Origin of the sequence: Providencia sp. wls1943 (genome assembly GCF_009706275.1) — a bacterium.
Taxonomy (GTDB): domain Bacteria; phylum Pseudomonadota; class Gammaproteobacteria; order Enterobacterales; family Enterobacteriaceae; genus Providencia; species Providencia zhijiangensis.
Map to the genome: position 1 here is coordinate 283824 of NZ_WLTU01000007.1, position 25795 is coordinate 309618.

The 25795-nt window shown below is 41.5% G+C and carries 23 protein-coding genes and 1 tRNA gene; 11 read left to right on the forward strand and 13 right to left on the reverse strand.

Going from position 1 to position 25795, the window contains the following annotated elements; all coding sequences use genetic code 11:
• Nucleotides 1–239: 239 nt before the first annotated feature.
• Complete coding sequence (locus GKR48_RS03420) at nt 240–869, reverse strand: thymidine kinase (RefSeq protein WP_154627009.1); 630 nt, start codon at nt 867–869, stop codon at nt 240–242.
• Nucleotides 870–1394: 525 nt separating this feature from the next.
• On the opposite strand from GKR48_RS03420, the gene hns reads away from it, so the two are divergent.
• Nucleotides 1395–1805 (forward strand): histone-like nucleoid-structuring protein H-NS, encoded by a 411-nt coding sequence (gene hns, locus GKR48_RS03425; RefSeq protein WP_154627011.1) that lies wholly within the window; start codon nt 1395–1397, stop codon nt 1803–1805.
• Nucleotides 1806–2171: 366 nt separating this feature from the next.
• Here hns and galU read toward each other — a convergent pair whose 3' ends face one another.
• Complete coding sequence (gene galU / locus GKR48_RS03430; protein WP_154627013.1) at nt 2172–3101, reverse strand: UTP--glucose-1-phosphate uridylyltransferase GalU; 930 nt, start codon at nt 3099–3101, stop codon at nt 2172–2174.
• A 157-nt stretch (nt 3102–3258) separates the two neighbouring features.
• Nucleotides 3259–4275, reverse strand: coding sequence for a two-component system response regulator RssB (rssB, locus tag GKR48_RS03435; RefSeq protein ID WP_154627015.1), 1017 nt, complete (start codon nt 4273–4275; stop codon nt 3259–3261).
• 116 nt (nt 4276–4391) lie between these two features.
• Between rssB and GKR48_RS03440 the strand changes: the two genes are divergently transcribed.
• The 3 genes from GKR48_RS03440 to GKR48_RS03450 all read left to right on the forward strand — a co-directional run bounded on the left by GKR48_RS03440 (nt 4392) and on the right by GKR48_RS03450 (nt 6053).
• The gene (locus GKR48_RS03440) at nt 4392–4871 is read left to right on the forward strand and encodes a YchJ family protein (RefSeq protein ID WP_154627017.1); all 480 of its coding nucleotides are present in this window, start codon (nt 4392–4394) and stop codon (nt 4869–4871) included.
• A gap of 89 nt (nt 4872–4960) precedes the next feature.
• The gene (gene purU, locus GKR48_RS03445; protein WP_154603710.1) at nt 4961–5809 is read left to right on the forward strand and encodes a formyltetrahydrofolate deformylase; all 849 of its coding nucleotides are present in this window, start codon (nt 4961–4963) and stop codon (nt 5807–5809) included.
• A gap of 159 nt (nt 5810–5968) precedes the next feature.
• Nucleotides 5969–6053 (forward strand) — tRNA-Tyr (locus GKR48_RS03450).
• A 1-nt stretch (nt 6054) separates the two neighbouring features.
• On the opposite strand, the gene GKR48_RS03455 is transcribed toward GKR48_RS03450, so the two are convergent.
• Nucleotides 6055–6930, reverse strand: coding sequence for a LysR family transcriptional regulator (locus GKR48_RS03455; protein ID WP_154603709.1), 876 nt, complete (start codon nt 6928–6930; stop codon nt 6055–6057).
• 455 nt (nt 6931–7385) lie between these two features.
• Between GKR48_RS03455 and xthA the strand changes: the two genes are divergently transcribed.
• Nucleotides 7386–8198, forward strand: coding sequence for an exodeoxyribonuclease III (xthA, locus tag GKR48_RS03460; RefSeq protein WP_154603708.1), 813 nt, complete (start codon nt 7386–7388; stop codon nt 8196–8198).
• A gap of 135 nt (nt 8199–8333) precedes the next feature.
• Here the strand turns inward: xthA and GKR48_RS03465 are convergent, their stop codons facing one another.
• From GKR48_RS03465 to GKR48_RS03475, 3 genes are read right to left on the reverse strand one after another with little or no spacing between them, the layout of a single operon-like run.
• A complete protein-coding gene (locus tag GKR48_RS03465; RefSeq protein WP_154627019.1) occupies nt 8334–10274 on the reverse strand; it encodes a DNA topoisomerase III in 1941 nt (646 codons plus the stop codon).
• Between the two features lie 3 nt (nt 10275–10277).
• Complete coding sequence (gene selD, locus GKR48_RS03470; RefSeq protein WP_154627021.1) at nt 10278–11321, reverse strand: selenide, water dikinase SelD; 1044 nt, start codon at nt 11319–11321, stop codon at nt 10278–10280.
• A 30-nt stretch (nt 11322–11351) separates the two neighbouring features.
• Nucleotides 11352–11903 (reverse strand): NAD(P)H nitroreductase, encoded by a 552-nt coding sequence (locus tag GKR48_RS03475; protein WP_154627023.1) that lies wholly within the window; start codon nt 11901–11903, stop codon nt 11352–11354.
• 262 nt (nt 11904–12165) lie between these two features.
• Here GKR48_RS03475 and sppA point away from each other — a divergent pair, with 262 nt between their 5' ends.
• The 3 genes from sppA to pncA all read left to right on the forward strand — a co-directional run bounded on the left by sppA (nt 12166) and on the right by pncA (nt 15911).
• Nucleotides 12166–14019: a signal peptide peptidase SppA gene (sppA, locus tag GKR48_RS03480; protein WP_154627025.1), complete on the forward strand. Its 1854-nt coding sequence runs from the start codon at nt 12166–12168 to the stop codon at nt 14017–14019.
• A 228-nt stretch (nt 14020–14247) separates the two neighbouring features.
• Nucleotides 14248–15267 carry an asparaginase gene (gene ansA, locus GKR48_RS03485; RefSeq protein WP_154603699.1) on the forward strand — a complete coding sequence of 340 codons (1020 nt, stop codon included), beginning with the start codon at nt 14248–14250 and terminating at the stop codon, nt 15265–15267.
• A gap of 23 nt (nt 15268–15290) precedes the next feature.
• Nucleotides 15291–15911, forward strand: coding sequence for a bifunctional nicotinamidase/pyrazinamidase (gene pncA, locus GKR48_RS03490; protein ID WP_154627028.1), 621 nt, complete (start codon nt 15291–15293; stop codon nt 15909–15911).
• Nucleotides 15912–15974: 63 nt separating this feature from the next.
• On the opposite strand, the gene GKR48_RS03495 is transcribed toward pncA, so the two are convergent.
• Nucleotides 15975–16268 (reverse strand): YeaC family protein, encoded by a 294-nt coding sequence (locus GKR48_RS03495; protein ID WP_154627195.1) that lies wholly within the window; start codon nt 16266–16268, stop codon nt 15975–15977.
• 151 nt (nt 16269–16419) lie between these two features.
• On the reverse strand, nt 16420–16833 hold the full coding sequence (gene msrB, locus GKR48_RS03500) for a peptide-methionine (R)-S-oxide reductase MsrB (RefSeq protein WP_154627030.1): 414 nt from the start codon (nt 16831–16833) through the stop codon (nt 16420–16422).
• Nucleotides 16834–17189: 356 nt separating this feature from the next.
• Here msrB and gapA point away from each other — a divergent pair, with 356 nt between their 5' ends.
• The gene (gene gapA / locus GKR48_RS03505; protein WP_006658762.1) at nt 17190–18185 is read left to right on the forward strand and encodes a glyceraldehyde-3-phosphate dehydrogenase; all 996 of its coding nucleotides are present in this window, start codon (nt 17190–17192) and stop codon (nt 18183–18185) included.
• Nucleotides 18186–18432: 247 nt separating this feature from the next.
• On the forward strand, nt 18433–19323 hold the full coding sequence (locus GKR48_RS03510; protein ID WP_154627032.1) for a D-hexose-6-phosphate mutarotase: 891 nt from the start codon (nt 18433–18435) through the stop codon (nt 19321–19323).
• Nucleotides 19324–19417: 94 nt separating this feature from the next.
• Here GKR48_RS03510 and GKR48_RS03515 read toward each other — a convergent pair whose 3' ends face one another.
• From GKR48_RS03515 to fadR, 4 genes are all read right to left on the reverse strand, one after another.
• On the reverse strand, nt 19418–20170 hold the full coding sequence (locus GKR48_RS03515; RefSeq protein ID WP_154627035.1) for a MipA/OmpV family protein: 753 nt from the start codon (nt 20168–20170) through the stop codon (nt 19418–19420).
• Between the two features lie 168 nt (nt 20171–20338).
• A complete protein-coding gene (alr, locus tag GKR48_RS03520) occupies nt 20339–21403 on the reverse strand; it encodes an alanine racemase (RefSeq protein WP_154627037.1) in 1065 nt (354 codons plus the stop codon).
• Between the two features lie 39 nt (nt 21404–21442).
• Nucleotides 21443–22744: a D-amino acid dehydrogenase gene (locus GKR48_RS03525; protein WP_154627039.1), complete on the reverse strand. Its 1302-nt coding sequence runs from the start codon at nt 22742–22744 to the stop codon at nt 21443–21445.
• A 429-nt stretch (nt 22745–23173) separates the two neighbouring features.
• Complete coding sequence (gene fadR / locus GKR48_RS03530; protein WP_036956460.1) at nt 23174–23890, reverse strand: fatty acid metabolism transcriptional regulator FadR; 717 nt, start codon at nt 23888–23890, stop codon at nt 23174–23176.
• A gap of 220 nt (nt 23891–24110) precedes the next feature.
• Here fadR and nhaB point away from each other — a divergent pair, with 220 nt between their 5' ends.
• On the forward strand, nt 24111–25661 hold the full coding sequence (gene nhaB, locus GKR48_RS03535; RefSeq protein WP_036956457.1) for a sodium/proton antiporter NhaB: 1551 nt from the start codon (nt 24111–24113) through the stop codon (nt 25659–25661).
• Nucleotides 25662–25795: the final 134 nt, after the last annotated feature.

The following is a 25795-nucleotide window of genomic DNA, read 5'->3' on the forward strand; positions in this document are numbered from 1 at the left end:
CAATGTGTGAAATTAAACAGGTATAAAAAGAAAGCCCCATGTTAAAAACATGAGGCTTGTCAAATTTTATTCAATCCGCTTTTATTCTATGAATGTTGAAGCTTTATCTGTGATACATCCCTTTTTAGAACTAACGAACTGAGTGTTTTATTAATCCATTTACTTTATTTGACAAAAATATCTTAATAATCTGATATTCCTATTTGTAAACTATATGAAGCATAAATCTTAATTAATGCTTATTTGAAGTTAAATGGTATTTTTTCAATTGCACCACTATTCATTAATTGAGCTTGCTTAATGGCTTCAGAGTAATGCTTTCGGCAAACTGAGATATACTTTTCATTCCCGCCGATATCCACTTGAGCCCCTTCGTATACAGGGATGCCATCACCACCAATCCGTAAAACTTTATTTGCCTTACGTCCACAGTAACAAACTGTCTTTAACTCAACTAACTTATCTGCCCACGCCAATAAATACTGACTTCCTGCAAACAATTCTCCAGAAAAATCCGTTCGTAAACCATAACAGAGTACCGGAATGTCTAAATTATCGACAACATCACATAATTGCTCTACTTGATGTTTTGTCAGAAATTGGCATTCATCAATAAGTACGCAATGTACTTTTTGTGCATCATTCTCGTTCTTGATAATTTCTGCCATATTCGTTATAGGCGAAAATAATAACGCATCCGCAGATAAACCTATCCGCGAAGATACCTTACCCTGACTGAAGCGGTTATCGATTTCAGCGGTAAAAATCAACGTACGCATCCCTCGTTCGTGATAGTTATAAGAAGATTGTAATAATGAAGTCGATTTACCCGCGTTCATCGCAGAATAATAAAAATATAGCTGTGCCATTGGGCGGTTTCCTAAAAAATAATATTCGCAAATACTTTAGCATAAAGGCATTTTAAGATTAACTTAAACCTACGTAGATAACTAAGTGTATGAATTTCCATCTATCACTACGTTAAATTAATTCCTTTAGATCACACATCATCTGTGTTGTAGACAATTAATCTCAAACTGATATTAACTTTATCTGGTATAGCCATTGGCACATATTGCCAAATTAATTCTGTCAAAAAAAGAAAATTTCCGTTAAAGACATCCATTGATACATCGACAAACAAAAGGTAATGGTTATCACTAGGCTATTAATATAAAATTTAGTGGCATTTTCTAATTACCTTTTTTCATTAGTACCGTTATTGATAATAGAGCAATTTATAGCAACGAAAATTTTTATAATTCTTTTGTAAAAAAATTGCATTCGTTAAAGATAACTTTTAAACTACTAAAGTAATTTAGCTATTGCAGAATTTAAAATAGCACTCTATTATTACTGTACACATGCCAACATATAAAATTGAGACCAGGAAAATGAGCGAATCATTAAAAGCATTAAATAACATCCGTACGCTTCGTGCTCAAGCACGAGAAATGACTTTAGAATCTTTAGAAGAAATGCTGGAAAAATTAACTGTCGTTGTTGCTGAACGTCGTGATGAAGAAAGCCAAGCTCGCGCTGAAATCGAAGAACGTAATCGCAAACTGGAAAAAATTCGCGAAATGATGTTAGAACAAGGCGTAGATTTAAATGACCTCCTGCAAACTATGGATTCAGGTAAAAGCACCAGCACTCGCGCTAAGCGTGCTGCTCGCCCAGCAAAATATAAATATGTTGATGAGAACGGCGAAACTAAAACTTGGACAGGCCAAGGTCGTACTCCAGCAGTAATTAAAGTTGCAATCGAAGAACAAGGTAAATCTTTAGACGATTTCTTAATCTAAGATTAACAACCTTTCAAATTCTAAACACCCTTTTTATAAGGGTGTTTTTATTTATAACAACCCCAATATTATCCATCCTTCATCTTTCCTAATCCATTTTTCTTCATCCAGCGCTAATCAAAAATAATAGTACAAAATAAAATATAGCGTTAAAGTAAAGTTACGTAATCTCATCAGATAAAATTCTTGAACTCACCTTGATAGGTCTTACGCTAATTAATTCACACGCGACACGGGTGTTATAGATTTATATTATATTACTGACATTTAATGACACTTAAAATCCGAATACTCCCTTTATAGATTTGTATAAAAAAAGCTAACCATTTTGGTTAGCTTTTTATACACATAAAGGGAGTTTATCTATTAATTAGATTTCGCAGTAGTATCTAAATTAGCGGCTAACTCTTGAATCCATACGGAAAAATCATTTCCTAACGTATCGTGTTGCATGCCATATTCTACGAAGGCTTTCATGTAACCTAATTTATTTCCGCAGTCATGGCTTTTACCACATAAGTGGTAAGCTTCAACAGGTTCTTTATTTTCCATCATTAAAGCGATGGCATCTGTTAATTGAATTTCGTCGCCAGCACCTGGGGCAGTTTTTGCCAATGCATCCCAAATTTTTTCAGATAATACATAACGCCCTACGATAGATAAATTGGATGGCGCTTCATCACGTTTCGGTTTCTCCACCATACGAGAAATAGGTTTACTATCGCCCGGGTGTAAAGTCACACCGTTGCAATCCACAATTCCGTAGTTAGAAACATCTTCTTCTGGTACTGGCTCAACTAAAATTTGGCTAGCCCCAGTAGTTTCGTAGTGTTCTAACATCTCTTTAAGGTTGAATTTCGTTAAATCGGTGCTGTAGCGGTCTAAAATAACATCCGGAAGGATCACGGCAAAAGGCTCATCACCGACTAATGGCTTAGCACACAGAATGGCATGACCTAAGCCTTTAGCAATGCCTTGGCGTGTTTGCATGATAGTCACATGACTTGGGCAAATGGATTTAACTTCATCCAATAATTGGCGCTTAACTCGCGCCTCTAAAATGGCTTCAAGTTCAAAACTGGTATCAAAGTGGTTTTCAATAGAATTTTTAGATGAATGCGTCACTAATACAATTTCATTAATCCCTGCGGCAATACATTCATTAACCACATACTGGATTAAAGGCTTATCAACAACCGGTAGCATCTCTTTAGGAATGGCTTTCGTTGCTGGAAGCATACGTGTTCCTAAACCTGCTACTGGGATTACCGCTTTACGCACCTTGCGTTTGATCATCTCAAGAACTCCAAAAATTTAATAAGCGCCGTTTATATCTTCAATAAACTATACTGGCGCGTTTTTAGTGCGCGCCAGTATATCAGGATTCATTATTGAATAAATAGAGATAGGCTCGTTTAGGATAAATAGAACCTATATTCATTAAATAAGTGCATTATTTCTGAGCGTCAGGATTAAACATTAACTTAATTTTCTGATTAGAATTATGAATAAGACACTTCCAATTCTCGCCTTGAAAACCTAATCGATTTGAATGATATGTTTTTAGCGTACCTAATGGGACATTGCGCGCAAGATGATAATGATGGTGCTCCGTTGTAATATTGGCTTCCAGCCCTGCACTCGCCAAAATCACACTTTTAGATTTGGCATTAAAGTAACCAAGTAACAATGGGAACTGACCAGAAAAGCCAGAGTCTTCCAGTAAGTGATTTATTTGATTAATAATATTATCAATTTGTGGTAACTTTTTATCTCGGTTGTTCACTGCACTCTTTAACAAATCATTAAACACAACACGAATTAAAAAGGCCGCCATCACACCTTCTTGCGGGGAGCGTTCTATATCAATGCAATAAAATCCAATTTGATCTTCCGATATTGCAGCGATGTCCAACAGCAGTCCAAAACGATTCGCTTCGTTTAATTGTCTATAGTTTATCTTATAGCCATTGATAACTTGCGCCACGGGAGGCTGTAATTGTTTCAAAATAGCTAACATATCCAACTTGTCATTACTCAAAATATTAGAAATATTTTGGATTTCATTTTCAATGAGTGCGTCAGAGTCATACTGTTCTGGATACAGGGCCGCATGAATTGTCACTTTCACTTCATCAAGATTTTTTATTGGCTTTAATAAAGCATCTTTCGCCCCAAGACGAAACATTCTATCTAATTGCGTGAAGTCTGTGGTTGCCGAAATAACAATCACAGGTACATTAATATTGCGCTCCACCAGCTCCGCCATAAATGATTCTCCATTCATGACAGGCATATTGAGATCACAAAGAATGACATCGGGAGTCACCTTTTTTTGCGTGATCAGGTCAAGTGCAAGCGCACCGTTATCCGCGATGTAGACTTCTGTTTCTAAACTTTCGAGGTATTCACGAAGAATAGTACAAAAAATTTTTTCATCTTCAACTATGAGTATTTTTCTATTTTTCATATCATACCTACCACGACAACCCTGGTTTCATAAGTAATATATTCTGACGACAATAGTCATATTATAAAATCATTAACGACTATATCTTTAAGTATAGTTATTTTATCGAGAAAAGAATGAGCCAATCTTTAAAAAATAATTGTAGCTGTGGTCATCCTCTGCCGTTTGACCAATGCTGCTCTCCGCTGTTGCTTGAGCAAGCTATTGCTGAAACCCCAGAGCAATTAATGCGTTCACGATACAGCGCTTATGTCCATCACAATGCGGATTACCTCATCAAAACATGGCATCCAGATTGCCAAGCACAAGAGTGGCGAGAGGCTATCTTAGATAGCTTTGAACAAACTGAATGGCTGGGCCTGCGTGTCATTAGTTCTTCTCATGCTAAAAATCCTGACGAAGCTTATGTCGAATTTTCGGCTTGCTTTATTGATGAAAAAGCTGATCATAAACAGCTTATTCACGAACGTTCCCGTTTTCTTCGCATTGATACACAGTGGTATTACATTGACGGAATAACACCAAAAATTGGGCGCAATGATGATTGCCCATGCGGCTCAGGAAAAAAATTTAAGAAGTGCTGCGATAGTTATTAATTCTCTGTTTATCAATTCGTATATTCATTGCACAAATTACGATGAGCCTAAATTATTAGGCTTTAGTCAGTTAAGGATTAGACAGTTCCATGCAACACAAAAATGTACAGAAAAAAATTCTCAGAACCATTTGTCCTGATGCAAAAGGATTGATCGCTAAAATCACCAACATTTGCTACAAACACCAGCTGAACATTATCCAAAATAATGAGTTTGTTGATCACCGTACTGGTCGTTTCTTCATGAGAACGGAACTGGAAGGGATTTTTAACGATGAAACTTTACTGGCTGATTTAGATGATGCATTGCCGGAAGGATCTAAGCGTGAATTAAACACTGCAGGGCGTCGCCGCATTGTTATTATGGTCACAAAAGAGGCGCACTGCCTTGGTGATCTTCTGATGAAAAGTGCTTACGATGGGTTAGATGTCGATATTGCTGCCGTTATCGGCAACCACGATACTTTGAAAAACCTAGTCGAGCAGTTTGGTATTCCATTCCACCATATTAGCCATGAAGGGTTAACCCGCGAACAGCACGATGAAAAGCTCACTGCGCAGATTGATCAATATCAGCCTGATTACGTAGTCCTTGCGAAATATATGCGAGTGTTAACCCCTGCTTTCGTTCAGCATTACCCTAATCAAATTATTAATATTCACCATTCATTCTTACCTGCATTCATTGGTGCACGACCTTATCACCAAGCCTATGAGCGTGGTGTTAAGATTATTGGAGCAACCGCTCACTTTGTGAATGATAATTTGGATGAAGGCCCAATCATCACGCAAAACGTTATCAATGTGGACCACACATTTACTGCGGATGATATGATGCGTGCGGGTCGAGACGTTGAAAAGAACGTATTGAGCCACGCTTTATATTGGGTATTAGCACAGCGCGTCTTTGTTTATGGAAATCGAACAATTATTTTATAACATAGCGCATCAGTTATTAATTGTAGTAATTTGTTGATTTATCACGCATTAAGATTAAAAAATCAGCATTCAGACATTTTTTTTCAATTAATACTTTACAGGGGCGCGTCATTTGATATGATGCCGCCCGCTGTGAACGATTACAGCAATTCAAAATCTGGTGGGATACCCAAGCGGCCAAAGGGAGCAGACTGTAAATCTGCCGTCACAGACTTCGAAGGTTCGAATCCTTCTCCCACCACCATCTAAGCAGTCTCTTTTCCAAGTTTATCAACTACCCCAATAAATCGATTTAATACACTTGAATGTGATTTTGATTTATAAATATAACAGTCACTTTTATCCAAAATTCCATTTAATGAAACATAGATCAGCGACCTATCAATCAGCTCATCCTCAGGATAGTGATCAATAATCCCGATAAAATCACCGTCTTGAATGAAACTCTGGCAACACCCAATATTATCCATCTGTCGTATACTGGATTTACTCTCTGCGGTTTCAACTTTAGCCAGCAAGTCACTCATAAGTGAGCTTTTATAAAATGAAGGGTCACATAGCCAAGTGCTTTGCTGTAGCAATACGACAACATCATGATTAAATTTTTCATATAATTCTTTTCTGCAATAAATACCTAAAGGAGCATTCTCTATTTTTTTTTGTAATGAAAATCTTTCACTGACGACTAATTCAGAACTTAAAATTAAAGTATTCCCATCATAATCGACAATTTCATCTACCTCATCATAGTTAAATCTTAATATATTAACCTGTACATTATTTTTGTGTGCTGCTTGATATAAATTAATTAGATGATTTTCCTTTCCCCAGTCATAATAAATATTGGCTTCATTGACGATATAACCAGAAAAATGTTTTTTCGTTATTTCTTTCTCCTGCAAGTAGAGATCTCTAAGATCATTATAAAGTTCTTGGCCATCCTTAGTTAATGTCATTCCAAATTTTTCTCGTTTAAAAAGCCGTTTACCCAAACTCGTTTCAAAGTCTTTTATGGATTTTGCGATGGGGGGTGTCGTGCGGTTCATCACCCTTGCAGCCTTGCTTAGCGAGCCATTTTCAACAACTGCCATAAACGCCTCTAATTTTCTTGAAAAGAACATATCTATGACCCCATTCTATTTATTGAAATGTAAACCAACATGATTATTTTAAATAACAGCATGTTGATTAACCCATAATCTTCCACATCAAATAAAAATTTAAATAAATTTTTTCATTTGATGGTTAACAATATTTCATAAAAGTATTTTTATAATTTCCAACATAGCAAAGCAATATATTATATTGTTTCATTTGATTATTTTTTATTGCCCCACCATTAAATCACATTAAAATATAAATAACCAACTGACTTTAAATGAACTTTTTAGTAGTTAATTATAAAACTAACAAACATTTTTTAATTAACAGTCATAGATATATTATTATTAAAAATTAAAGTTCCCTAATAAATTATGGGCAATTATATAAACAAAAAATATTTAATAGTTACACTATTGTTAGCATCTGATAGAATCCCCTCAGTCATGTTCAAAGCAATGGGTGATAAGTAACCATGAAATTTATTTCGTTCAACATTAATGGTCTAAGAGCACGTCCTCATCAACTGGAAGCGATTATTGAGAAGCATCAACCTGAAGTCATTGGGTTACAAGAGACAAAAGTCCACGATGATATGTTCCCTTACGAGGAAGTCAGTAAATTAGGCTACCATGTTTATTTTCACGGTCAAAAAGCCCACTATGGCGTAGCATTACTCCTGAAAAATGAACCACTTGCCGTTAGAAAAGGTTTCCCAACGGATGATGATGAAGCTCAGCGCCGCATCATCATGGCTGATATTCAAACCAGCGAAGGAATTCTGACTGTCGTTAATGGCTACTTCCCTCAAGGGGAAAGCCGTGATCACCCAACCAAATTCCCAGCAAAAGAAAAATTCTATCGTGATCTGCAAGATTACGTAACATCAACGCAAACCGCGGATTCCCAATTGCTGATTATGGGTGACATGAACATCAGCCATACGGATTTAGACATCGGCATTGGTGAAGTTAACCGTAAGCGTTGGTTGAAAACCGGAAAATGCTCGTTCTTACCTGAAGAGCGTGAATGGCTGGATAAACTACTGAGTTGGGGACTTGTTGATACCTATCGTGAACAGCATCCAGATACCACCGATTGCTACTCATGGTTTGATTATCGCTCCAAAGGCTTTGACGATAACCGAGGTCTGCGTATTGACCTTCTGCTCGCCTCAAAGAAACTCGCCAGCCGTTGTAGCGCAACAGGTATTGATTACGATATCCGTGGCATGGAAAAACCGTCTGACCACGCACCTGTTTGGGCTGAGTTTGACCTTACTAAGTAATCCTAAGCCTCCCTTTATAGGGCATAATCATATGCCCTATGCTTTCCCCTAGATCCCTTCCTACATTCATCCTTGGTGCACACTAAATTCAACCAATTACTGCTTAGTGCGCTCAAGTTTAGAAATCCACTGCGCCTATGCTGACGGTGAGGATTTTTTCCCTTTACTCGCACTTGCTTTTTTCGCGCCCTTCTTTGCCCCTTTGTTATTGGCAACAGGTGGCAACTCACGAAACGCGCGCAAGTTTGTATATTGACGAGCTTGCTGAATTAAGTTGATTAACGTCTGGCTTAACGGCTGCATAAAATCATCGTAGCGCGTCTGTTTTTCGCTGATCTGCGTTAGCCTTGATTCCCAGTGAGCCGTCATATCGGGCAAGGTCGCCATATCAGGTAAAACGTGGATCAGCGCTCGCCCAGCGGGTGAGGCGTGAATATAGCGCCCTTTTTTAAACAAAAATTGACGCTTAAACAGTAAGTCAATAATCCCCGCTCGCGTCGCTTCTGTGCCTAAACCATCCGTTTCACGCAATACTTTTTTTAATGCTTTATCCTGCACAAAACGAGCGATCCCCGTCATCGCAGACAGCAGTGTTGCATCGGTAAATGGGCGAGGTGGTTGAGTTTGCCGTTCAACCACTTCCCCTTTTTCACACAAAAGCTCATCGCCTTTTTTCACGATAGGCAATGGCATACCGTCGTTTTCCGCGTCACGCTCTTTCCCACCTAATACGACTCGCCACCCCGCTTCTGCGAGAAAACGTGCTTTGGCATTAAATTTGCCGTTTTCAATGTCTAAATCGATGGTACATTTGCGGTAAACCGCATCTGCCATAAATTGGATAATGTACTGACGAGCAATTAACTGGTACACATTGCTTTCATTTTCAGTTAAACGCACAACGGCTGTTTTAGCCGTCGGAATGATGGCATGGTGGGCATCCACTTTCTTATCATCCCAACAACGGTTTTTCTTATCCAGTTCAGGTAATTCAAATTCAGTTAATGCGGGTTGGTGTACCGCAATCGCATTTAATACCGCATGGCGCCCTGCAAAATGCTCATCCGGCAAATACCGGCTATCCGAACGCGGGTAAGTGATAAGCTTATGGGTTTCATACAGTTTCTGGCAAATATCCAGCACCTCTTGAGCACTTAAACCGTATTTTTTGGCGGCTTCAATCTGCAAAGCGGATAACGAAAACGGCAATGGTGCAATCTCAGTTTCCTGTTTATCTTGGTATTGCGTGACAATCGCCGGCTTACCTTCGATGCGAGAAACTACATGTTCCGCTAATGGGCGATGAATTAAACGCCCTTCTTCATCTTGAAAATCGATGCAAGATTCACTTGGCTGCCAAACTGCGACAAAGCGCTCATCCTTTGGCGTGACAATGTGCGCTTTAACTTCAAAAAAGTCTTTCGGTACAAAGTGTTCTATCTCTTCGTCGCGCCTAACGACCAACCCCAATACAGGAGTTTGTACGCGCCCAACAGAGAGAACCCCTTGGTAACCACCTCGCTGTCCTAATAAGGTATAGGCGCGAGTCATATTAATTCCATACAGCCAATCTGCACGAGCGCGGGCTAATGCAGAAACACATAATGGAATAAATTCACGGTTTTCACGTAAACGATCAATCGCTCTCTCAACAGCTTGAGGGTTCAAGTCGTTGATTAAACAGCGTTTCACGCTTTTGCGTTTTTCGGGATCAAGCTTGAAGTAATCCAGCACCTCATCCACCAGCAGCTGCCCCTCTCTATCGGGGTCTCCTGCGTGGACAACGACGCTGGCTTGTTTAAGTAGCGCGTCGATAGTGTTTAATTGTTTGGTTACTGCGGAACGCGGCTTCAATTGCCACTTCTCAGGAATGATCGGCAAATCTTGCAAATTCCAACGGGCATAACGCGGATCATACGCATCCGGTTCAGCCTGTTCTAAAAGATGCCCAATGCACCACGTGACCATCTGGTCATCGCCACATTGAATAAAACCATCCCCTTTACGATGAGGTTTTGGCAGTACATCCGCAATGGCCCTTGCAAGACTGGGCTTTTCCGCAATAAACAAACGCATAGATTAGTCGATCACTTCAATTAAAGGCACACCGCTTTGTGCAGGTAATAAGGTACCGACAGACTGTAACAAAACACCTTGCTGCTGTGCAATCTCTTTAATTTTAGCGACTTCCGATGATTTAATCGCGATGAGAAGCCCGCCTGACGTTTGTGGGTCACACAATAATTGGCGCTGCATATCACTCATTGGTCCAATTAAGTGACCGTAGCTATCAAAGTTGCGCTGAGTTCCACCCGGCACACAACCCGCTTCAATGTATTTTTCCACATCAGCAAGTTTTGGCACTTTGTTAAAGGAAATCTGAGCACGAACACCGGAGCCTTCACAGATCTCACTTAAATGACCAAGCAAACCAAAGCCCGTTACGTCCGTCATCGCCGTCACGCCGTCTAAAGGCGCAACAACCGCACCGAACTTGTTCATTTGGCACATAGTTTCAGCAGCAAGGTGCGCATGTTCTGGTGCTAACACGCCTTTTTTCTCAGCCGTGGTTAGCACACCAATACCCAACGGTTTGGTTAGGAACAGTTCGCAATCTGCGCTCGCAGCACTGTTTTTCTTCACATAATCTGTGTTCACGACCCCAGTCACCGCTAAACCAAAGATAGGTTCTGGTGAGTCGATAGAGTGACCACCTGCCAGTGAAATTCCTGCATCCGCACAAGCAGCACGTCCGCCTTCAATCACTTCGCGAGCCACTTCTGGTGGCAATTTAGCAATCGGCCAGCCGAGGATCGCAATCGCCATAATTGGCTTACCGCCCATCGCGAAAATATCGCTGATGGCGTTCGTTGCAGCAATACGTCCGAATTCAAATGGGTTATCCACGATAGGCATAAAGAAGTCAGTGGTACTGATAATGCCGATGCCATTACCTAAATCATAAACTGCGGCATCATCTTTGGTTTCATTGCCCACTAATAAGTGAGGATCATGAAATTTAGCTTGTTCAGTATGTAAAATTTGCTCTAACACTTTTGGTGCGATTTTGCATCCGCAACCAGCACCATGGCTATATTGGGTCAGTCTAATTTTTTCTGTCATTGTCTGTCTCTTTAGAAATTCGCTATCTACTTAAAAATAGGACACAAAGCCTGTCATATCAGGTTGTTGAGCTTTTGTAGGTGCTCTTAATTCTGGGGTGCCTAAATAAAGGAAACCGACAATATGGTCATTTTCTTCACAACCTAAACCGTCACGCACGATAGCGTCTTCCGTCCATGAACCTGAACGCCAAATACCGCCAAAACCTTGTGCTAATGCGGCCATTTGCATCGCTTGTACGGTGCAGCTTGCGGCAACAATTTGTTCCCACTGTGGCACTTTGGGATGATCTTTCACTTTCGCAATCACAGTAATGATGAGCGGCGCACGAAATGGTGCATTACGCGCTTTTTCTTCAACTTCCGCACCTAACTTGCCTTCTACAGCTGCTTTTTCAAGCAATTGGCTGAAGCGAGCGATACCTTCTCCTTGCATAACAACAAAGTGCCATGGCTTCAATGCCCCGTGGTCTGGCGCTCTCATTCCTGCGGCAAGAATATTGTCGAGTTGTTCACCTTGCGGCGCTGGAGTGGTTAAGCGTGAAGCTGAACGGCGGTTCAACAAAAGGGTTAATGCATCCATATTGATCTCCGATTAAGAGTAAGCTGATGTAGTGCTCAGCAAAATAGAAATACCATCGAGCTATTGTACAACGCTCACAATGGTTTTGTTATGAATAATCCTGTATTACATTATTTGGTATCTGTCATCGTTTGATACTGTATAGGATTAAATCTATTGATTAATCTATCTATTAATCATCTGTCAAATAGATGATATTCTAAATCATTCGCGCGTCATTTTATGCCGCCAACTTGATTGATATCCTCACACTGGAGAAAAAATGCGACAACTCTGGGATATTTTCGCCACCGTTTTTAAGTTTAGCTGGCGAGTCATTAATTTCATTCGACAATTTGTTTTCAACGCACTTTTCTTCGTGTTGCTATTTTTAGTGATCGGCGGTTATTCTCTCTTGCAATCCGACAGCGAGCCAGAAAAAAACTATTTTGGTGCACTGGTTGTTGATCTACAAGGGGTTGTTGTCGACCAGGTCTCTTCCCCGGATCCTTTCGGACGCATGAGCCGCGAATTGCTGGGTACCTCGAACAACTTAATGCAGGAAAACTCGCTATTCGATATCGTCGATACCATTCGTACCGCCGCTGACGATGACCGCATTACAGGTCTAATACTACGTTTAGATAATCTGGTTGGTGCAGATCAACCCTCCATGGCATACATCGGTAAAGCGATTGAAGAGTTCAAAGCCTCTGGAAAATCAGTCTATGCAATGGGCGATAGCTATACACAAGCTCAATATTATTTAGCTAGCTTCGCAGATGAAATTTATCTCGCACCCCATGGCACCGTCGGAATTTACGGTTTCTCAACGGATACCCTGTATTACAAATCTTTATTAGAAAAACTCAAGGTAAGCACCCATATTTTCCGCGTTGGTACCTACAAATCTGCAGTTGAACCGATGATGCGCGATAATATGTCACCTGAAGCCCGTGAAGCTAACCTACTTTGGTTAAATACCTTATGGGATAACTATTTAGGATCTATCGCGGAGAATCGCCAATCTAAAGCTGAACAAATCTTCCCAGGAGCGGATAAGCTCATTGCACAACTTCGCGCCGTCAAGGGTGATACTGCGCAGTATGCTTTGCAGCAAAAATTAGTGGATAAGATTTACACTCGCGAGCAAGCCGAAAATGTGTTCTCTAATCAGTTTGGTTGGAATAAAGAAGATAAAACATTCAATGGCATTAGCATCTATGATTACTCCACTAAAATTGCCGATACCAGCAACAGCGACGGTAATATTGCAGTTATCGTCGTTCAAGGTGCCATCATGGATGGTCCACAAACTCCCGGTATTGCTGGTGGCGAAACCCTCGCAGCTCAAATCCGTGATGCGCGCTTAAATGAAAACATTAAAGCCATCGTATTACGCGTTAATAGCCCTGGGGGAAGTGTCAGTGCTTCTGACCTGATCCGCAGTGAATTAGCCGCTGTGCGTACCGCGAAGAAACCAGTCGTCGTGTCAATGGGTGGCATGGCCGCATCAGGCGGTTACTGGATCTCAACACCAGCTGACTACATCATTGCTAGCCCAAGCACTTTAACCGGCTCTATCGGTATTTTCGGTGTGATCAATACCTTTGAAAGCTCATTAGAATCTATCGGCGTTTATACTGACGGTGTTTCGACGTCCCCATTAGCAGGCGTTTCTGTCACTAAAGGGATTAGCCCACAATTTTCTGATATGATGCAAATCACCATCGAAAATGGCTACCAAACCTTTATTGGCTTAGTTGCTCAATCTCGCCATAAAACACCGGAAGAAATCGATAAGATTGCCCAAGGCCGCGTTTGGATTGGTAAGGATGCGCTGAAAATTGGTTTAGTCGATGAACTTGGTGATTTCGATGATGCCGTCGCAAAAGCCGCGGAGTTAGCAAAAGTAAAATCTGTCGAACTGGATTGGATGCAACCTGAACTGTCCTTTATGGATCAGTTGATCCTTGAATTGACTAGCAACGTTCAAGTCATGATGCCTGATGCATTGCAAACTTTCCTACCGCCGGCTGTCGCTACCGATATTCGCCGCCAAGCTCAGTTTTTCTTAAAAATGAACGATCCACAAAATCGTTACGCATTTTGCTTAAACTGCGCAGAAATTAACTAACTATTCATTTTCACCAATGGCACCCCTCTCAAGACAACCATAGAGGGGCTGCCATTCGCGGTGAATCACGCTAGCGTAAACGGAAGTTTCCATCACAACAATCTGCAATATCTTGTTTTATCCATAGATTATCTCCAGTAAATAAGCCAAAATCCTTATAATCCAAATTATTCACACACAGAATTTCTTATTCATACAGAACTTCGCTTGTCATCGTTAGGTAACAAAATGCAGAAGAAATCGATTTATGTCGTTTATACGGGTGGCACCATCGGCATGCGCCATTCTCCTCAAGGCTATATTCCTGTTTCTGGTCACCTACAGGCGCAATTAGCCCAAATGCCTGAGTTTCATCGCCCTGAAATGCCAACATTTACGATCCGTGAACACCAGCCGTTAATCGACTCCTCGGACATTACACCGGAAGATTGGCAAAATATCGCCGATGACATCAGTGAAAATTACGATAAATATGATGGTTTTGTGATCCTACATGGCACTGACACCATGGCATTTACGGCTTCTGCACTCTCCTTTATGTTTGAAAACTTGAAGAAGCCGATTATTGTGACAGGGTCACAGATTCCACTGGAAGCCCTACGTTCCGATGGGCAAACCAACCTGCTTAATGCACTCTATTTAGCGGCAAACTACCCGATCAATGAAGTGGGTTTATTCTTCAATAATAAACTGTATCGCGGTAACCGCACTGTGAAAGCTCATGCGGATGGTTTTGAAGCGTTCACTTCGCCAAACTGTTCCCCACTGATGGAAGCCGGTATTCATATCCGTACATTCAATGCCTGCCCAGCACCGATTGGCGTTGGCGAATTAAAAACCCATCGCATTACCCCACAGCCTATTGGGGTTGTTACGCTCTACCCGGGGTTATCCATTGAAATCGTAAGAAATATTCTTCAGCAACCAGTTAAAGCGCTAATCTTGCGCTCTTACGGTGTAGGAAATGCCCCTCAGCAACCGGAACTTCTGCGTATTCTTCGTGAAGCGACTTCTCGTGGCATTATTGTTGTCAACCTTACCCAATGTATTTCTGGGCGGGTAAATATGGAAGGTTACGCCACTGGACACGCATTAGCAGAATCTGGAGTGATCAGTGGTTTTGATATGACTTTTGAAGCCGCATTGAGTAAATTACATTACTTACTAAGCCAAGATTATACCTCTGAGCTTATTCGCGAATTAATGCAAAATAATCTACGTGGTGAATTAAGCTACGCCGATGAATAAGCCATAACCTACTGAGAAGAATGATGAAATCAGCATTACTGTTAGTCGACTTACAAAATGATTTTTGTACTGGTGGTGCTCTCGCTGTAAAACAAAGCGAACAGGTTATTGAAACCGCAAACCACGTTATTAAGCAATGCCAAAAACAAGGTATCACGGTTTTAGCCAGCCAAGATTGGCATCCAGAAAACCACCTCAGTTTTGCCGTCAATTCTAACCAGCCTGTTGGCACCCTTGGCGAACTGAATGGATTGCCACAAGTTTGGTGGCCGGTTCACTGTGTACAAGGCTCCCATGGTGCTGATTTCCATCCAGAGCTTCATCGCCAAGCTATTCAGAAGGTATTTACTAAAGGTGAAAATCCGCAGGTAGATAGCTATAGTGCCTTTTTTGATAATGACCGAGTCAGTCAAACTGAACTTCATGTGTGGCTTCAGCAGCAACAAATCAGCCATTTAATGATTATGGGTATTGCGACCGACTATTGCGTGAAGTTTACTGTGCTGGACGCGCTAAGACTGGGCTACCGTGTCGATGTGCTCACGGATGGATGTCGCGGTGTTAATTTAGACCCTGAAGATAGCCAGAAGGCGTTAGCAGAAATGCAGAGTGCGGGCGCTAAGTTAGTGACATTGCCACTCTAGCGTTCCATCTCCCTACTAATGGGTTTCAAATTTTGGCCCTGCTAATTTGCAGGGCTAACTACCTTATTCGTCGTTTTCTTGCGGTTTCAACGTCGCTAACCGCTCCCCTTGGAAAAGCGCTTTTAACTCTTGCTTGCTCTTCATGGTAATTTGGCCGTCTGTGCCGACCGTCATATGCTCCGCATCATGATTATGGCGAGATTGCCATAACATCACCATCTGTAAGGTATTTTCTTTTTGTTCTGGCGTTAATGCCACGCCATCAGGCCATTTACCTAACTCCACTGCCGTCACTAAACGCTGGTAAATTTCAAGGGTCATGACAGACAGTAATTGGTCTATTTGTTGTGCATCCATTTCTACGCTCACGTTACACGCCTCATCACATCAATTTAGTGGCAATCAAGATAATTATTTTTTTACGGTATTATTTATACATTGTATTTTGAATAATTAGCTGAATCGTTATTTCCGAACATGCCTTCACACTTCAGCAAGCTTCAGCACGTTATCCTGCGGTCTTTTCGCCCGTTTGGTCATCCGTAAAACTTAGCGATGCTGAATTTATGCAGTAACGCTGTCCGGTTGGTTGTGGACCATCGGGAAATACATGTCCAAGATGCGCATTACAATTACCACAGCGCACTTCAATACGATGCATTCCATGAGAGAAATCTTCGATAAATTTTATCAAACTTTCATCAATTGGTTGAAAGAAACTCGGCCATCCGCAGCCCGCATCAAATTTGGTCTCAGAAAGGAATAAAGGGGTTCCACAACAGAGACATTCATACACGCCATCTTTACGGTTATGCAATAATTGACCACTAAATGGGGGCTCTGTGCCAGCCTGTTGTGTAACATACAGCTGGACTTGGTTAAGCTTTGATAAATCAATAGCTTGCTTATCTTTATTCGACATCGATTACCTACTCTTTTTCAAAAAGATGCGTATTAAAGCGATTTCGCATCCATTTCAAGCAACAAAAACTTAACAACGCTCAGTGGAAAACTATTCTAGACTATTAAGGTTAGAACTTTACGGTTTGATTTGTGATGAGCCTCACATATATCACTGATGGATGGTTTCATTATGCTGAACAATCCCGATAATACGTGCGGCTGTATTTGCTGCTGAAGTGACTGACAAATATGCAGATAGTGGTATCAGAATTGATTTTTTTCAATAATTGACACGATTCCGCTTGACGGCTGGCAAGGTTTTGGTAACTTTAAGTACATCTTAATTCACGAAATAAAATAGCTGGTGGAAATACTATGACTATCAAAGTAGGTATTAATGGTTTTGGTCGTATCGGCCGTATCGTTTTCCGTGCTGCACAAGAGCGTTCTGACATCGAAATCGTTGCTATCAACGATCTGCTCGATGCAGAGTACATGGCATACATGTTGAAATACGACTCAACTCACGGTCGTTTCAACGGTACTGTTGAAGTTAAAGATGGTCACTTAGTTGTTAACGGTAAAAAAATCCGTGTTACAGCAGAGAAAGATCCTGCAAACCTGAAATGGAACGAAGTCGGTGTTGATGTTGTTGCTGAAGCAACTGGTATCTTCCTGACTGACGAGACTGCTCGTAAACACATCCAAGCAGGCGCGAAAAAAGTTGTGTTAACTGGTCCTTCTAAAGATGACACTCCAATGTTCGTTATGGGCGTTAACCACAAAGCTTACGCAGGTCAAGAAATCGTTTCTAACGCATCTTGCACAACTAACTGCTTAGCTCCACTGGCTAAAGTTATCAACGACAAATTTGGTATCGTTGAAGGTCTGATGACCACTGTTCACGCAACCACAGCAACACAAAAAACTGTTGATGGTCCATCTCACAAAGACTGGCGTGGTGGTCGTGGTGCTTCTCAAAACATCATCCCATCTTCAACTGGTGCGGCTAAAGCTGTAGGTAAAGTTATTCCTGAGCTGAACGGTAAACTGACTGGTATGTCTTTCCGTGTTCCAACTCCTAACGTTTCTGTTGTTGACCTGACTGCACGTCTGGCAAAACCAGCAACTTACGCACAAATCTGTGACGCTATCAAAGAAGCGGCAGAAGGCGAGCTGAAAGGCGTTCTGGGTTACACTGAAGACGACGTTGTATCTACCGATTTCAACGGCGAAAAACTGACTTCAGTATTCGATGCTAAAGCAGGTATCGCTCTGAACGACAACTTTGTGAAACTGGTTTCTTGGTATGACAACGAAACTGGTTACTCTAACAAAGTTCTAGACCTGATTGCTCACATCTCTAAATAAGAGCTGTTAAGCAACCAGTGTGACTGAGCCGCCTCTTGGCGGCTCTTTTGTATCTTTCATACATTCAAAATTAAAGCCCAGCTCAATATACTCCAAGCTGCGTCCCCCGCTTCATTCAATGCCACTTGCAGTATCGTGAGTTTGTTATATTGTTATTTCTAGTTACTGCCCTATTTATAGGCGCTGTTCTATTTATAGTCGCTGATTTAGGTCGTGATGATGGACCAACAACCACAGGCGCAAGACAATGCATGATAAAATTTTTGCTTTACCTGTTATCAAACAAATTTCCCCTTACATTACCCAACGTCAACTTGGCGATTTACCGCTGATCGTCATTTCCCACCCAAAAGTGCGTGGTGCCGTGAGCCTACAAGGTGCCCACTTAATTGACTGGCAACCCGCAGGTCAAAAACCCTGCCTTTGGTTAAGCCCAGAAAGTGCGTTTAAAGAAGGAATTGCCATTCGTGGCGGTATTCCTATTTGCTGGCCATGGTTTGGTCCTGTAAATAGCCCTAGTCACGGTTTTGCCCGTATTTTACCTTGGCAATTTACGGCTCATAATGAACATGATTGTGGTGTCATTCTCACCTTTACCCTGACAGACAACGAATACACCCGCAAACTCTGGCCTCATGAGTTCACGCTGATCCTACGTATGAAGCTCGGGGAAACTTGCGAACTTGAATTAGAAAGCTACGGTGACTTCGAGGCCACCGCCGCATTACACAGCTATTTCAATATCAGTGATATCCAGAAAGCCACCGTTTATGGCCTTGGTGGGCATTACATCGATAAAGTCGCCGATAGAGAAGCCTATATTTCAGAACCGCTAAAGTTTAATAAGCACACTGACCGCATATATACCGAGCCAGAAGAATACAGTTTATTGCGTGATGATGGCTGGAATCGCACTATTGAGTTGCATCACTATCATCATAGCGACGTGGTGTGCTGGAACCCTTGGGCGGAGTTATCGTGCAGCATGCAGGATATGCCTAATAATGGTTACAAACAGATGGTTTGTGTGGAAACGGCTCGCATTCATATGCCAATGAAATCTGAAGCTCAAAGCCCTTCTCGCCTTTCTCTCGTAATGGTATGCCGCGAAAATAAACCGCAGCCACAGCAAGAATAACCACGCGTAAAATAATCGTAAGAATAAATGCAAAAATAAAACCCCAAAACAGCCTAGCCATTTTGGGGTTTTTCATTCTATTCCAGCGTATAAATTAGAAGGTGTAAGTGACACCACTCCACATAATCGCTGAGTAGGATTTATTAACCATTGGGCTATCTTTCACTTCGCTAGACAGTTTATCAACACGACCCAGCGCAAACAGTGACCAGCTGTCTGTCATTTTATAATTTGCTGACAGCTCAACATATGGCGTCCAGCTTGAATTTGGTTCATAACGTTTTAACCCGCTATTTGCAGATTCTTTAGATGTCACACCGAATTCATAACGGTTCAGTTTCGCGCTATCCCATTTGATACCGACACCTGGGGTTAAAGACCAGTTATCACCTTTAAATGCATACAGGTAAGCCGCTTCCGCACGCATGCCTTCGCTTTCCCATAACATGTCGAGAGAGCCATTGAAACGCAATGTACCCCAGTCAGCATTATGACGGTAAGTAAAGCCACCCATTACGGTATCGCGACGGCGATCCAGCTTACGCATGTCGGCATCATCATTATCTTTTGGTTTAAAGAAATGTGGGTAGTAGTATGCATCTAAAGACAACTGGTCAACTTTATCATTCCAGAGGTAATAACCTACAGCCAAAGTACGGAAGTAAAAATTTTCACTTTCATAATTTACAACGGGAACAGGCGAAATATAGTCGCTCGTTTTGATGCCTTTATACGGTGTTGCTTGTGCTAATACAGAGCCACCAACAGACCAAGTCCCAGCAAACGCAGCAGTTGAGGCCGCACTTAACGCAATGGCAAGTGTGGTCATTTTGATTGTTTTAGACATTTTAAATTAAACCCAAATTATTCAGATGAAGTTAACAATAAGAATGAATAACGTGGGAAATTTCACCCACGTTAATGAGATGGTTCACATTTAAAGCTAAATTACTTTGATTGTCTATCTTTCCCAATCAAGAATATAAGCCAAGTGAATGAATGATGTACTTTTTTATTAAAAATCAATAGGTACGCGACGTGCTAGCGCACATAATAATTCGTAACCGATTGTGCCCGCCGACTGTGCCACATCATCAACAGGTAAATTCTCGCCCCACAACTCGACTTGAGAGCCAATAGCCGCTTCAGGACAGTCACTAATATCAATCGTGAGCATATCCATGGAAACCGCACCTAACAGCGCACATCGCTGTCCCTGACACCACACTGGCGTTCCAGTTGGCGCATGACGAGGGTATCCATCGGCATAACCACAGGCCACAGTCGCGATACGCATCGGTTTTTCTGACGTAAATTTGCTACCGTAACCAATGGATTGGCCTGCTTCAATATCATGGACTGCAATAATTTCCGATTGCAGCGTCATCGCCGCTTTTAAACCATACTCAGCAATATCACCCCATTTGCCACTCGGAGACGCGCCATACAGCACAATTCCAGCCCGCACCCAATCATAATGGGTGTTTTTATGCCATAAAACCGCCCCTGAATTCGCAATGCAGGTCGGAAGTGATAACTGAGTAAATTGTTGAATTTTCGCTAACGGCGCTTGTATTCCCTCAACCATATCTGAATTGGCAAAATGGCTCATTAATGTCACATCCGCAACATTTTCCATCTGGCTCAGTTGAGACACAATATCCGCATACTCATCCACCGAGAAACCTAAGCGATTCATTCCACTATTAAGCTTAATGTAGACAGAAATAGGTTTATTCAGTAAAGCTTGCTCAATGGCGGCTAGCTGCCAGCGACTGTGTACGCTGGTTGTTAATTGATACTGGTCAATAACTACCAAATCATCAGCTTGGAAGAACCCTTCCAATAATAAAATTGGCCCCTTCCACCCTTCATTTCTCAATAAAATGGCTTCATGAAGATCTAAAACGGCAAAACCATCAGAATCTTTTAGTCCGCGCCAAATTCGTTTAATACCATGGCCATAACCATCCGCTTTCATCACTGACCAGACCTTCGCTTGACCGATTTTCTGGCGGATCACTGCTAAATTATGTTCTAAATTATGTTGATGAATGACAGCACGAATTGGGCGTGGCATTGCGATTCCTTATTATTATTGATATTTTACGTCGCTCAATTAACGCGCAGGCGATAAGTGACCCGTACTGACTAATTTCGTATTAAAACCATCGGTATATCTGAATACCGATAAATCATCCGCAGCGATGTCCGGCGTATTCCCTGAAATTAAATCAGCCAACAATTTGCCAGAGCCGCAAGCCATTGTCCAACCTAAGGTTCCATGCCCCGTATTCAAATACAAGTTGCTAAATTCTGTCGGCCCAACAATCGGGGTTCCGTCTGGCGTCATTGGTCGTAATCCTGTCCAAAACTGGGCTTGATTAATATCGCCGCCGCCTTGATAGAGATCTTGCACCACCATTTTTAGGGTTTCACAGCGTTTTTTCAGTACATCAAGATTAAAACCAACCACTTCTGCCATTCCCCCAACGCGAATACGTTGGTCAAACCGTGTTACAGCTATTTTGTAGGTTTCATCCAACACAGTCGAAACCGGCGCTCGAGATTCATCGATGATTGGCATCGTCAATGAGTAACCTTTCAGAGGATAAACCGGAATCTTCACCAATTGCTGCAACATCTGAGTGGAATATGACCCCATGGCAACGACATATTGATCCGCCAGCAAAATCTCACCATCGACCTTAATACCGCTGATGCGCTTGCCATCCGTTAAAATTTGCTCCACATGGCAGCCAAAGCGGAATGTAACCCCAGCTTGCTCTGCCATTTTCGCCAGTTTTTTGGTGAACTGCTGGCAATCCCCTGTTTCATCATTTGGTAAGCGTAAACCACCTGTCAGCTTATGTTTTACAAAAGCTAATGCAGGCTCAGCTGTAATGAGCTGATCTGAGGTCAGTAATTCGTATGGTACACCTTCTTGCTGCAAAACCGCGATATCATTGGCCGCATTATCAAACTGTTTTGCCGTTCTAAACAACTGTAACGTACCGCCTTGGCGACCTTCATAACCAATGCCAGTATCTGCTCTAAGTTGGCGAATACAATCACGACTGTATTCTGCGATCCGCACCATACGGCTTTTGTTCATGGTGTAGTGCTGCATGTCGCAGTTTTTCAGCATTTGCCACATCCAGCGTAATTGGAACAGGCTACCGTCGGGTTTTATCGCCAAAGGGGCATGTTTTTCAAACATCCATTTGACGGCTTTAAGAGGGATCCCCGGCGCCCCCCATGGGGTTGCATATCCTGGAGAGATTTGCCCGGCATTACCTGCGCTGGTTTCTTCAGCCACATCAAGCTGCCTATCAATGACGCAAACTTCATGCCCTTCTTGTGCTAGATACCACGCAGTGGTAACACCAATAACGCCAGCACCTAAAACGAGAACTTTCATAGAACCCCTCTAGAGAACAAAATGGAATTACTGTTAGCATAATATTCTAGCTTTTATTTTCCAATACAGTTAATTAACATTTTTAACAAAAAAGTTAAATCCTCTATCAAATTTAGGTTCCCTTAAATCCAGTGAAATTTTATTCTACCAATTAAAAAGAGGATAAATCAATTTAGTCTATATAAATCAATTTATTAGAAATAAATCCCCAAAATTAATTCTGATTAAATAATGAGTTAAACAGAGTTTTATATTCATTCATCAAAAGATTATTCCATTTCAATATTTAGAAGCTAAATATCGAATAACTCACCACGCCAGATAATAACATTGATAAATTTCAATTAAGCAGATGATTATACCAATCAATTAATCGGAAACAAAAAAAGCCAGTGCAAGGCACTGGCTTTTTGTTTGAAAATGGTGGTGTTAAATATTATTCGCGAGGTCAGATGGCATATTACTTTGCATATTGTGCCAGATCACGCCGCTATCTTTACCGTAGTTTCTGACGCAATCCATAATACGATCATAGGCTTGCTCACGGCATAAATTGCTCAGCTGTTGGTAAAAACTTAACGCTAAACGGCGCGCTTCAGGGTTAGAGAAATAATAACGCCCAACTCGCGTGTATAACCCTCTTAATCCATTAATAATCAAACCATAGATTGGGTTACCGGACGCAAAGGCCAGTCCACGGAAAATATTGTAATCCAAATCGCTAAATGCATCTGAGTTGTCTTCAACTTTATCTTTACCCGATAACACTTCTAATGAGGCTTCCGGATCATTACGAAATGCGGTACGAATAAAAATAGCAGCGATATTAGTACGTACTGCCAATAAGTTATCAATTAGCTGAGGCACACGGTCGTGATCGAGTTTTGCCAGCGTTTCCAGAATATTTAATCCTGACGTTTCCCAGTAGTTATTGACCTTGGTTGGCTTACCATGTTGAATAGTTAACCATCCGTCACGGGCTAAACGCTGTAAAACTTCACGTAATGTCGTTCGGGTTACACCGATTAATTCAGATAGCTCACGCTCCGCGGGTAAGATAGATCCTGGAGGAAAACGATTGTTCCAAATACTCTCAATAATGTACTCTTCCGCAAAACCTGCCGGACTTTGAGCTTTAATAACCATATTTTTATTATTCCAAACATTTTTAGACGGACTACGCGGAAGCATACCAGATTGTCACAATCTGAGATAGTTAGCTTTCCAATAAACCGCAGGTGAATCGTAAAAACCCCATATAATTAATGGATTATCTATTAGTAAATAAGCTTAAATTCTATAAAAGATAAGAGTAGTATGTAACGCGCTGTCACACAACACCAGTTAAAGAGGATTAAAAATCATAATGGATTTTAGTTTAAGAAGAGCATTTTTGAAGAATTTTTTGGGAAATTCTCCAGATTGGTACAAACTTGCTATCATTTTGTTCTTAATAATAAACCCAATTGTTTTCTACTTTGTTAACCCATTTATCGCCGGTTGGTTACTCGTCATTGAATTCATTTTCACTTTGGCGATGGCACTAAAATGCTACCCATTACAACCTGGCGGGTTATTAGCCATTGAAGCCGTGCTAATTGGTATGACTTCCCCTGCACAGATTTCTCATGAAATCAGTAATAACCTTGAAGTGGTTCTGTTACTGATCTTTATGGTGGCTGGCATCTACTTTATGAAGCAACTTCTGTTATTTGTGTTTACAAAGCTGTTAATAAACGTCCGTTCTAAACGAATTTTAGCGTTGTCATTTTGCTTAGCAAGTGCGTTTTTATCCGCTTTTTTAGATGCTTTAACCGTCATTGCTGTGGTCATTAGCGTTTCTATTGGCTTCTACTCAATTTACCACCAATATGCCTCTAGCCAGCCGAGCAATACGGATCTACAAAACGATTCCTTCATTGATACGGTTGAAAAAAAGCAGACATTAGAACAGTTCCGTGCGTTCTTACGTAGCTTAATGATGCATGCAGGTATCGGTACTGCCCTTGGCGGCGTAATGACTATGGTGGGTGAACCCCAAAACCTGATCATCGCAAAACATGTTGAGTGGGACTTTATTACCTTCTATCTGCGTATGGCACCTGTCACTATCCCCGTTTTCTTATGTGGGCTCGTGGTCTGTTTCCTCGTTGAAAAGTTCAAAGTATTTGGCTACGGGGCTGAATTGCCGGATACCGTGCGCCAAGTATTAACCGAACACGACAAAAAAATGAGTGCTAAGCGCAGTAAGAAAGAGCAAGCACAGCTTATCGTCCAAGGTCTTATCGGTATTTGGTTAATTCTTGCGTTGGCATTTCACCTTGCTGAAGTGGGTCTGATTGGTCTGTCCGTCATCATTCTTGCCACGACATTCTGTGGGATCACTGAAGAACACGCGCTCGGAAAAGCCTTTGAAGAAGCCTTGCCGTTTACTGCCCTACTGACGGTCTTTTTCAGTGTTGTCGCCGTGATCATTGACCAACAGCTATTTACGCCATTTATTCAGTATGTGCTGCAATCCTCTGAATCATCGCAGCTATCCCTGTTCTATCTGTTTAACGGATTGCTCTCTGCGGTATCAGATAACGTGTTTGTCGGCACCGTATACATTACCGAAGCACTGAAAGCCGCGAATGCGGGTTTAATTTCCGCTGAGCAGTACCAGCACTTAGCGGTCGCGATTAACACCGGAACAAACTTGCCGTCGGTTGCAACGCCAAATGGACAAGCCGCCTTCCTGTTCCTGTTAACTTCTGCACTGTCGCCACTGATTCGTCTGTCTTACGGTAGAATGGTTTGGATGGCATTACCATTTACGGTTGTGATGACCATCGTCGGTCTGTTAGGTGTTGAGCTCTGGCTTATCCCATTAACTGATTGGATGGAAAGCTTAGGGTTAATTTCTATTCCACGTTGATCGATATTGATTGTTCAGATTCTGAATTTAAAGCCGCATATTTATGCGGCTTTTTTTGTAATAAAACGTAAAAACTAAGCTAATCTTATTCTAATCTGATTTTGCTGCTTTTTTTATCACCTAGATAGAGGCAA

What these genes read in the sequence shown, in the direction of transcription:
- GKR48_RS03420 (WP_154627009.1), bottom strand. Translation starts at nt 869, where the DNA reads ATGGCACAGCTATATTTTTATTATTCTGCGATGAACGCGGGTAAATCG.
- hns (WP_154627011.1), top strand. Translation starts at nt 1,395, where the DNA reads ATGAGCGAATCATTAAAAGCATTAAATAACATCCGTACGCTTCGTGCT.
- galU (WP_154627013.1), bottom strand. Translation starts at nt 3,101, where the DNA reads ATGATCAAACGCAAGGTGCGTAAAGCGGTAATCCCAGTAGCAGGTTTA.
- rssB (WP_154627015.1), bottom strand. Translation starts at nt 4,275, where the DNA reads ATGAAAAATAGAAAAATACTCATAGTTGAAGATGAAAAAATTTTTTGT.
- GKR48_RS03440 (WP_154627017.1), top strand. Translation starts at nt 4,392, where the DNA reads ATGAGCCAATCTTTAAAAAATAATTGTAGCTGTGGTCATCCTCTGCCG.
- purU (WP_154603710.1), top strand. Translation starts at nt 4,961, where the DNA reads ATGCAACACAAAAATGTACAGAAAAAAATTCTCAGAACCATTTGTCCT.
- GKR48_RS03455 (WP_154603709.1), bottom strand. Translation starts at nt 6,930, where the DNA reads ATGTTCTTTTCAAGAAAATTAGAGGCGTTTATGGCAGTTGTTGAAAAT.
- xthA (WP_154603708.1), top strand. Translation starts at nt 7,386, where the DNA reads ATGAAATTTATTTCGTTCAACATTAATGGTCTAAGAGCACGTCCTCAT.
- GKR48_RS03465 (WP_154627019.1), bottom strand. Translation starts at nt 10,274, where the DNA reads ATGCGTTTGTTTATTGCGGAAAAGCCCAGTCTTGCAAGGGCCATTGCG.
- selD (WP_154627021.1), bottom strand. Translation starts at nt 11,321, where the DNA reads ATGACAGAAAAAATTAGACTGACCCAATATAGCCATGGTGCTGGTTGC.
- GKR48_RS03475 (WP_154627023.1), bottom strand. Translation starts at nt 11,903, where the DNA reads ATGGATGCATTAACCCTTTTGTTGAACCGCCGTTCAGCTTCACGCTTA.
- sppA (WP_154627025.1), top strand. Translation starts at nt 12,166, where the DNA reads ATGCGACAACTCTGGGATATTTTCGCCACCGTTTTTAAGTTTAGCTGG.
- ansA (WP_154603699.1), top strand. Translation starts at nt 14,248, where the DNA reads ATGCAGAAGAAATCGATTTATGTCGTTTATACGGGTGGCACCATCGGC.
- pncA (WP_154627028.1), top strand. Translation starts at nt 15,291, where the DNA reads ATGAAATCAGCATTACTGTTAGTCGACTTACAAAATGATTTTTGTACT.
- GKR48_RS03495 (WP_154627195.1), bottom strand. Translation starts at nt 16,268, where the DNA reads ATGGATGCACAACAAATAGACCAATTACTGTCTGTCATGACCCTTGAA.
- msrB (WP_154627030.1), bottom strand. Translation starts at nt 16,833, where the DNA reads ATGTCGAATAAAGATAAGCAAGCTATTGATTTATCAAAGCTTAACCAA.
- gapA (WP_006658762.1), top strand. Translation starts at nt 17,190, where the DNA reads ATGACTATCAAAGTAGGTATTAATGGTTTTGGTCGTATCGGCCGTATC.
- GKR48_RS03510 (WP_154627032.1), top strand. Translation starts at nt 18,433, where the DNA reads ATGCATGATAAAATTTTTGCTTTACCTGTTATCAAACAAATTTCCCCT.
- GKR48_RS03515 (WP_154627035.1), bottom strand. Translation starts at nt 20,170, where the DNA reads ATGTCTAAAACAATCAAAATGACCACACTTGCCATTGCGTTAAGTGCG.
- alr (WP_154627037.1), bottom strand. Translation starts at nt 21,403, where the DNA reads ATGCCACGCCCAATTCGTGCTGTCATTCATCAACATAATTTAGAACAT.
- GKR48_RS03525 (WP_154627039.1), bottom strand. Translation starts at nt 22,744, where the DNA reads ATGAAAGTTCTCGTTTTAGGTGCTGGCGTTATTGGTGTTACCACTGCG.
- fadR (WP_036956460.1), bottom strand. Translation starts at nt 23,890, where the DNA reads ATGGTTATTAAAGCTCAAAGTCCGGCAGGTTTTGCGGAAGAGTACATT.
- nhaB (WP_036956457.1), top strand. Translation starts at nt 24,111, where the DNA reads ATGGATTTTAGTTTAAGAAGAGCATTTTTGAAGAATTTTTTGGGAAAT.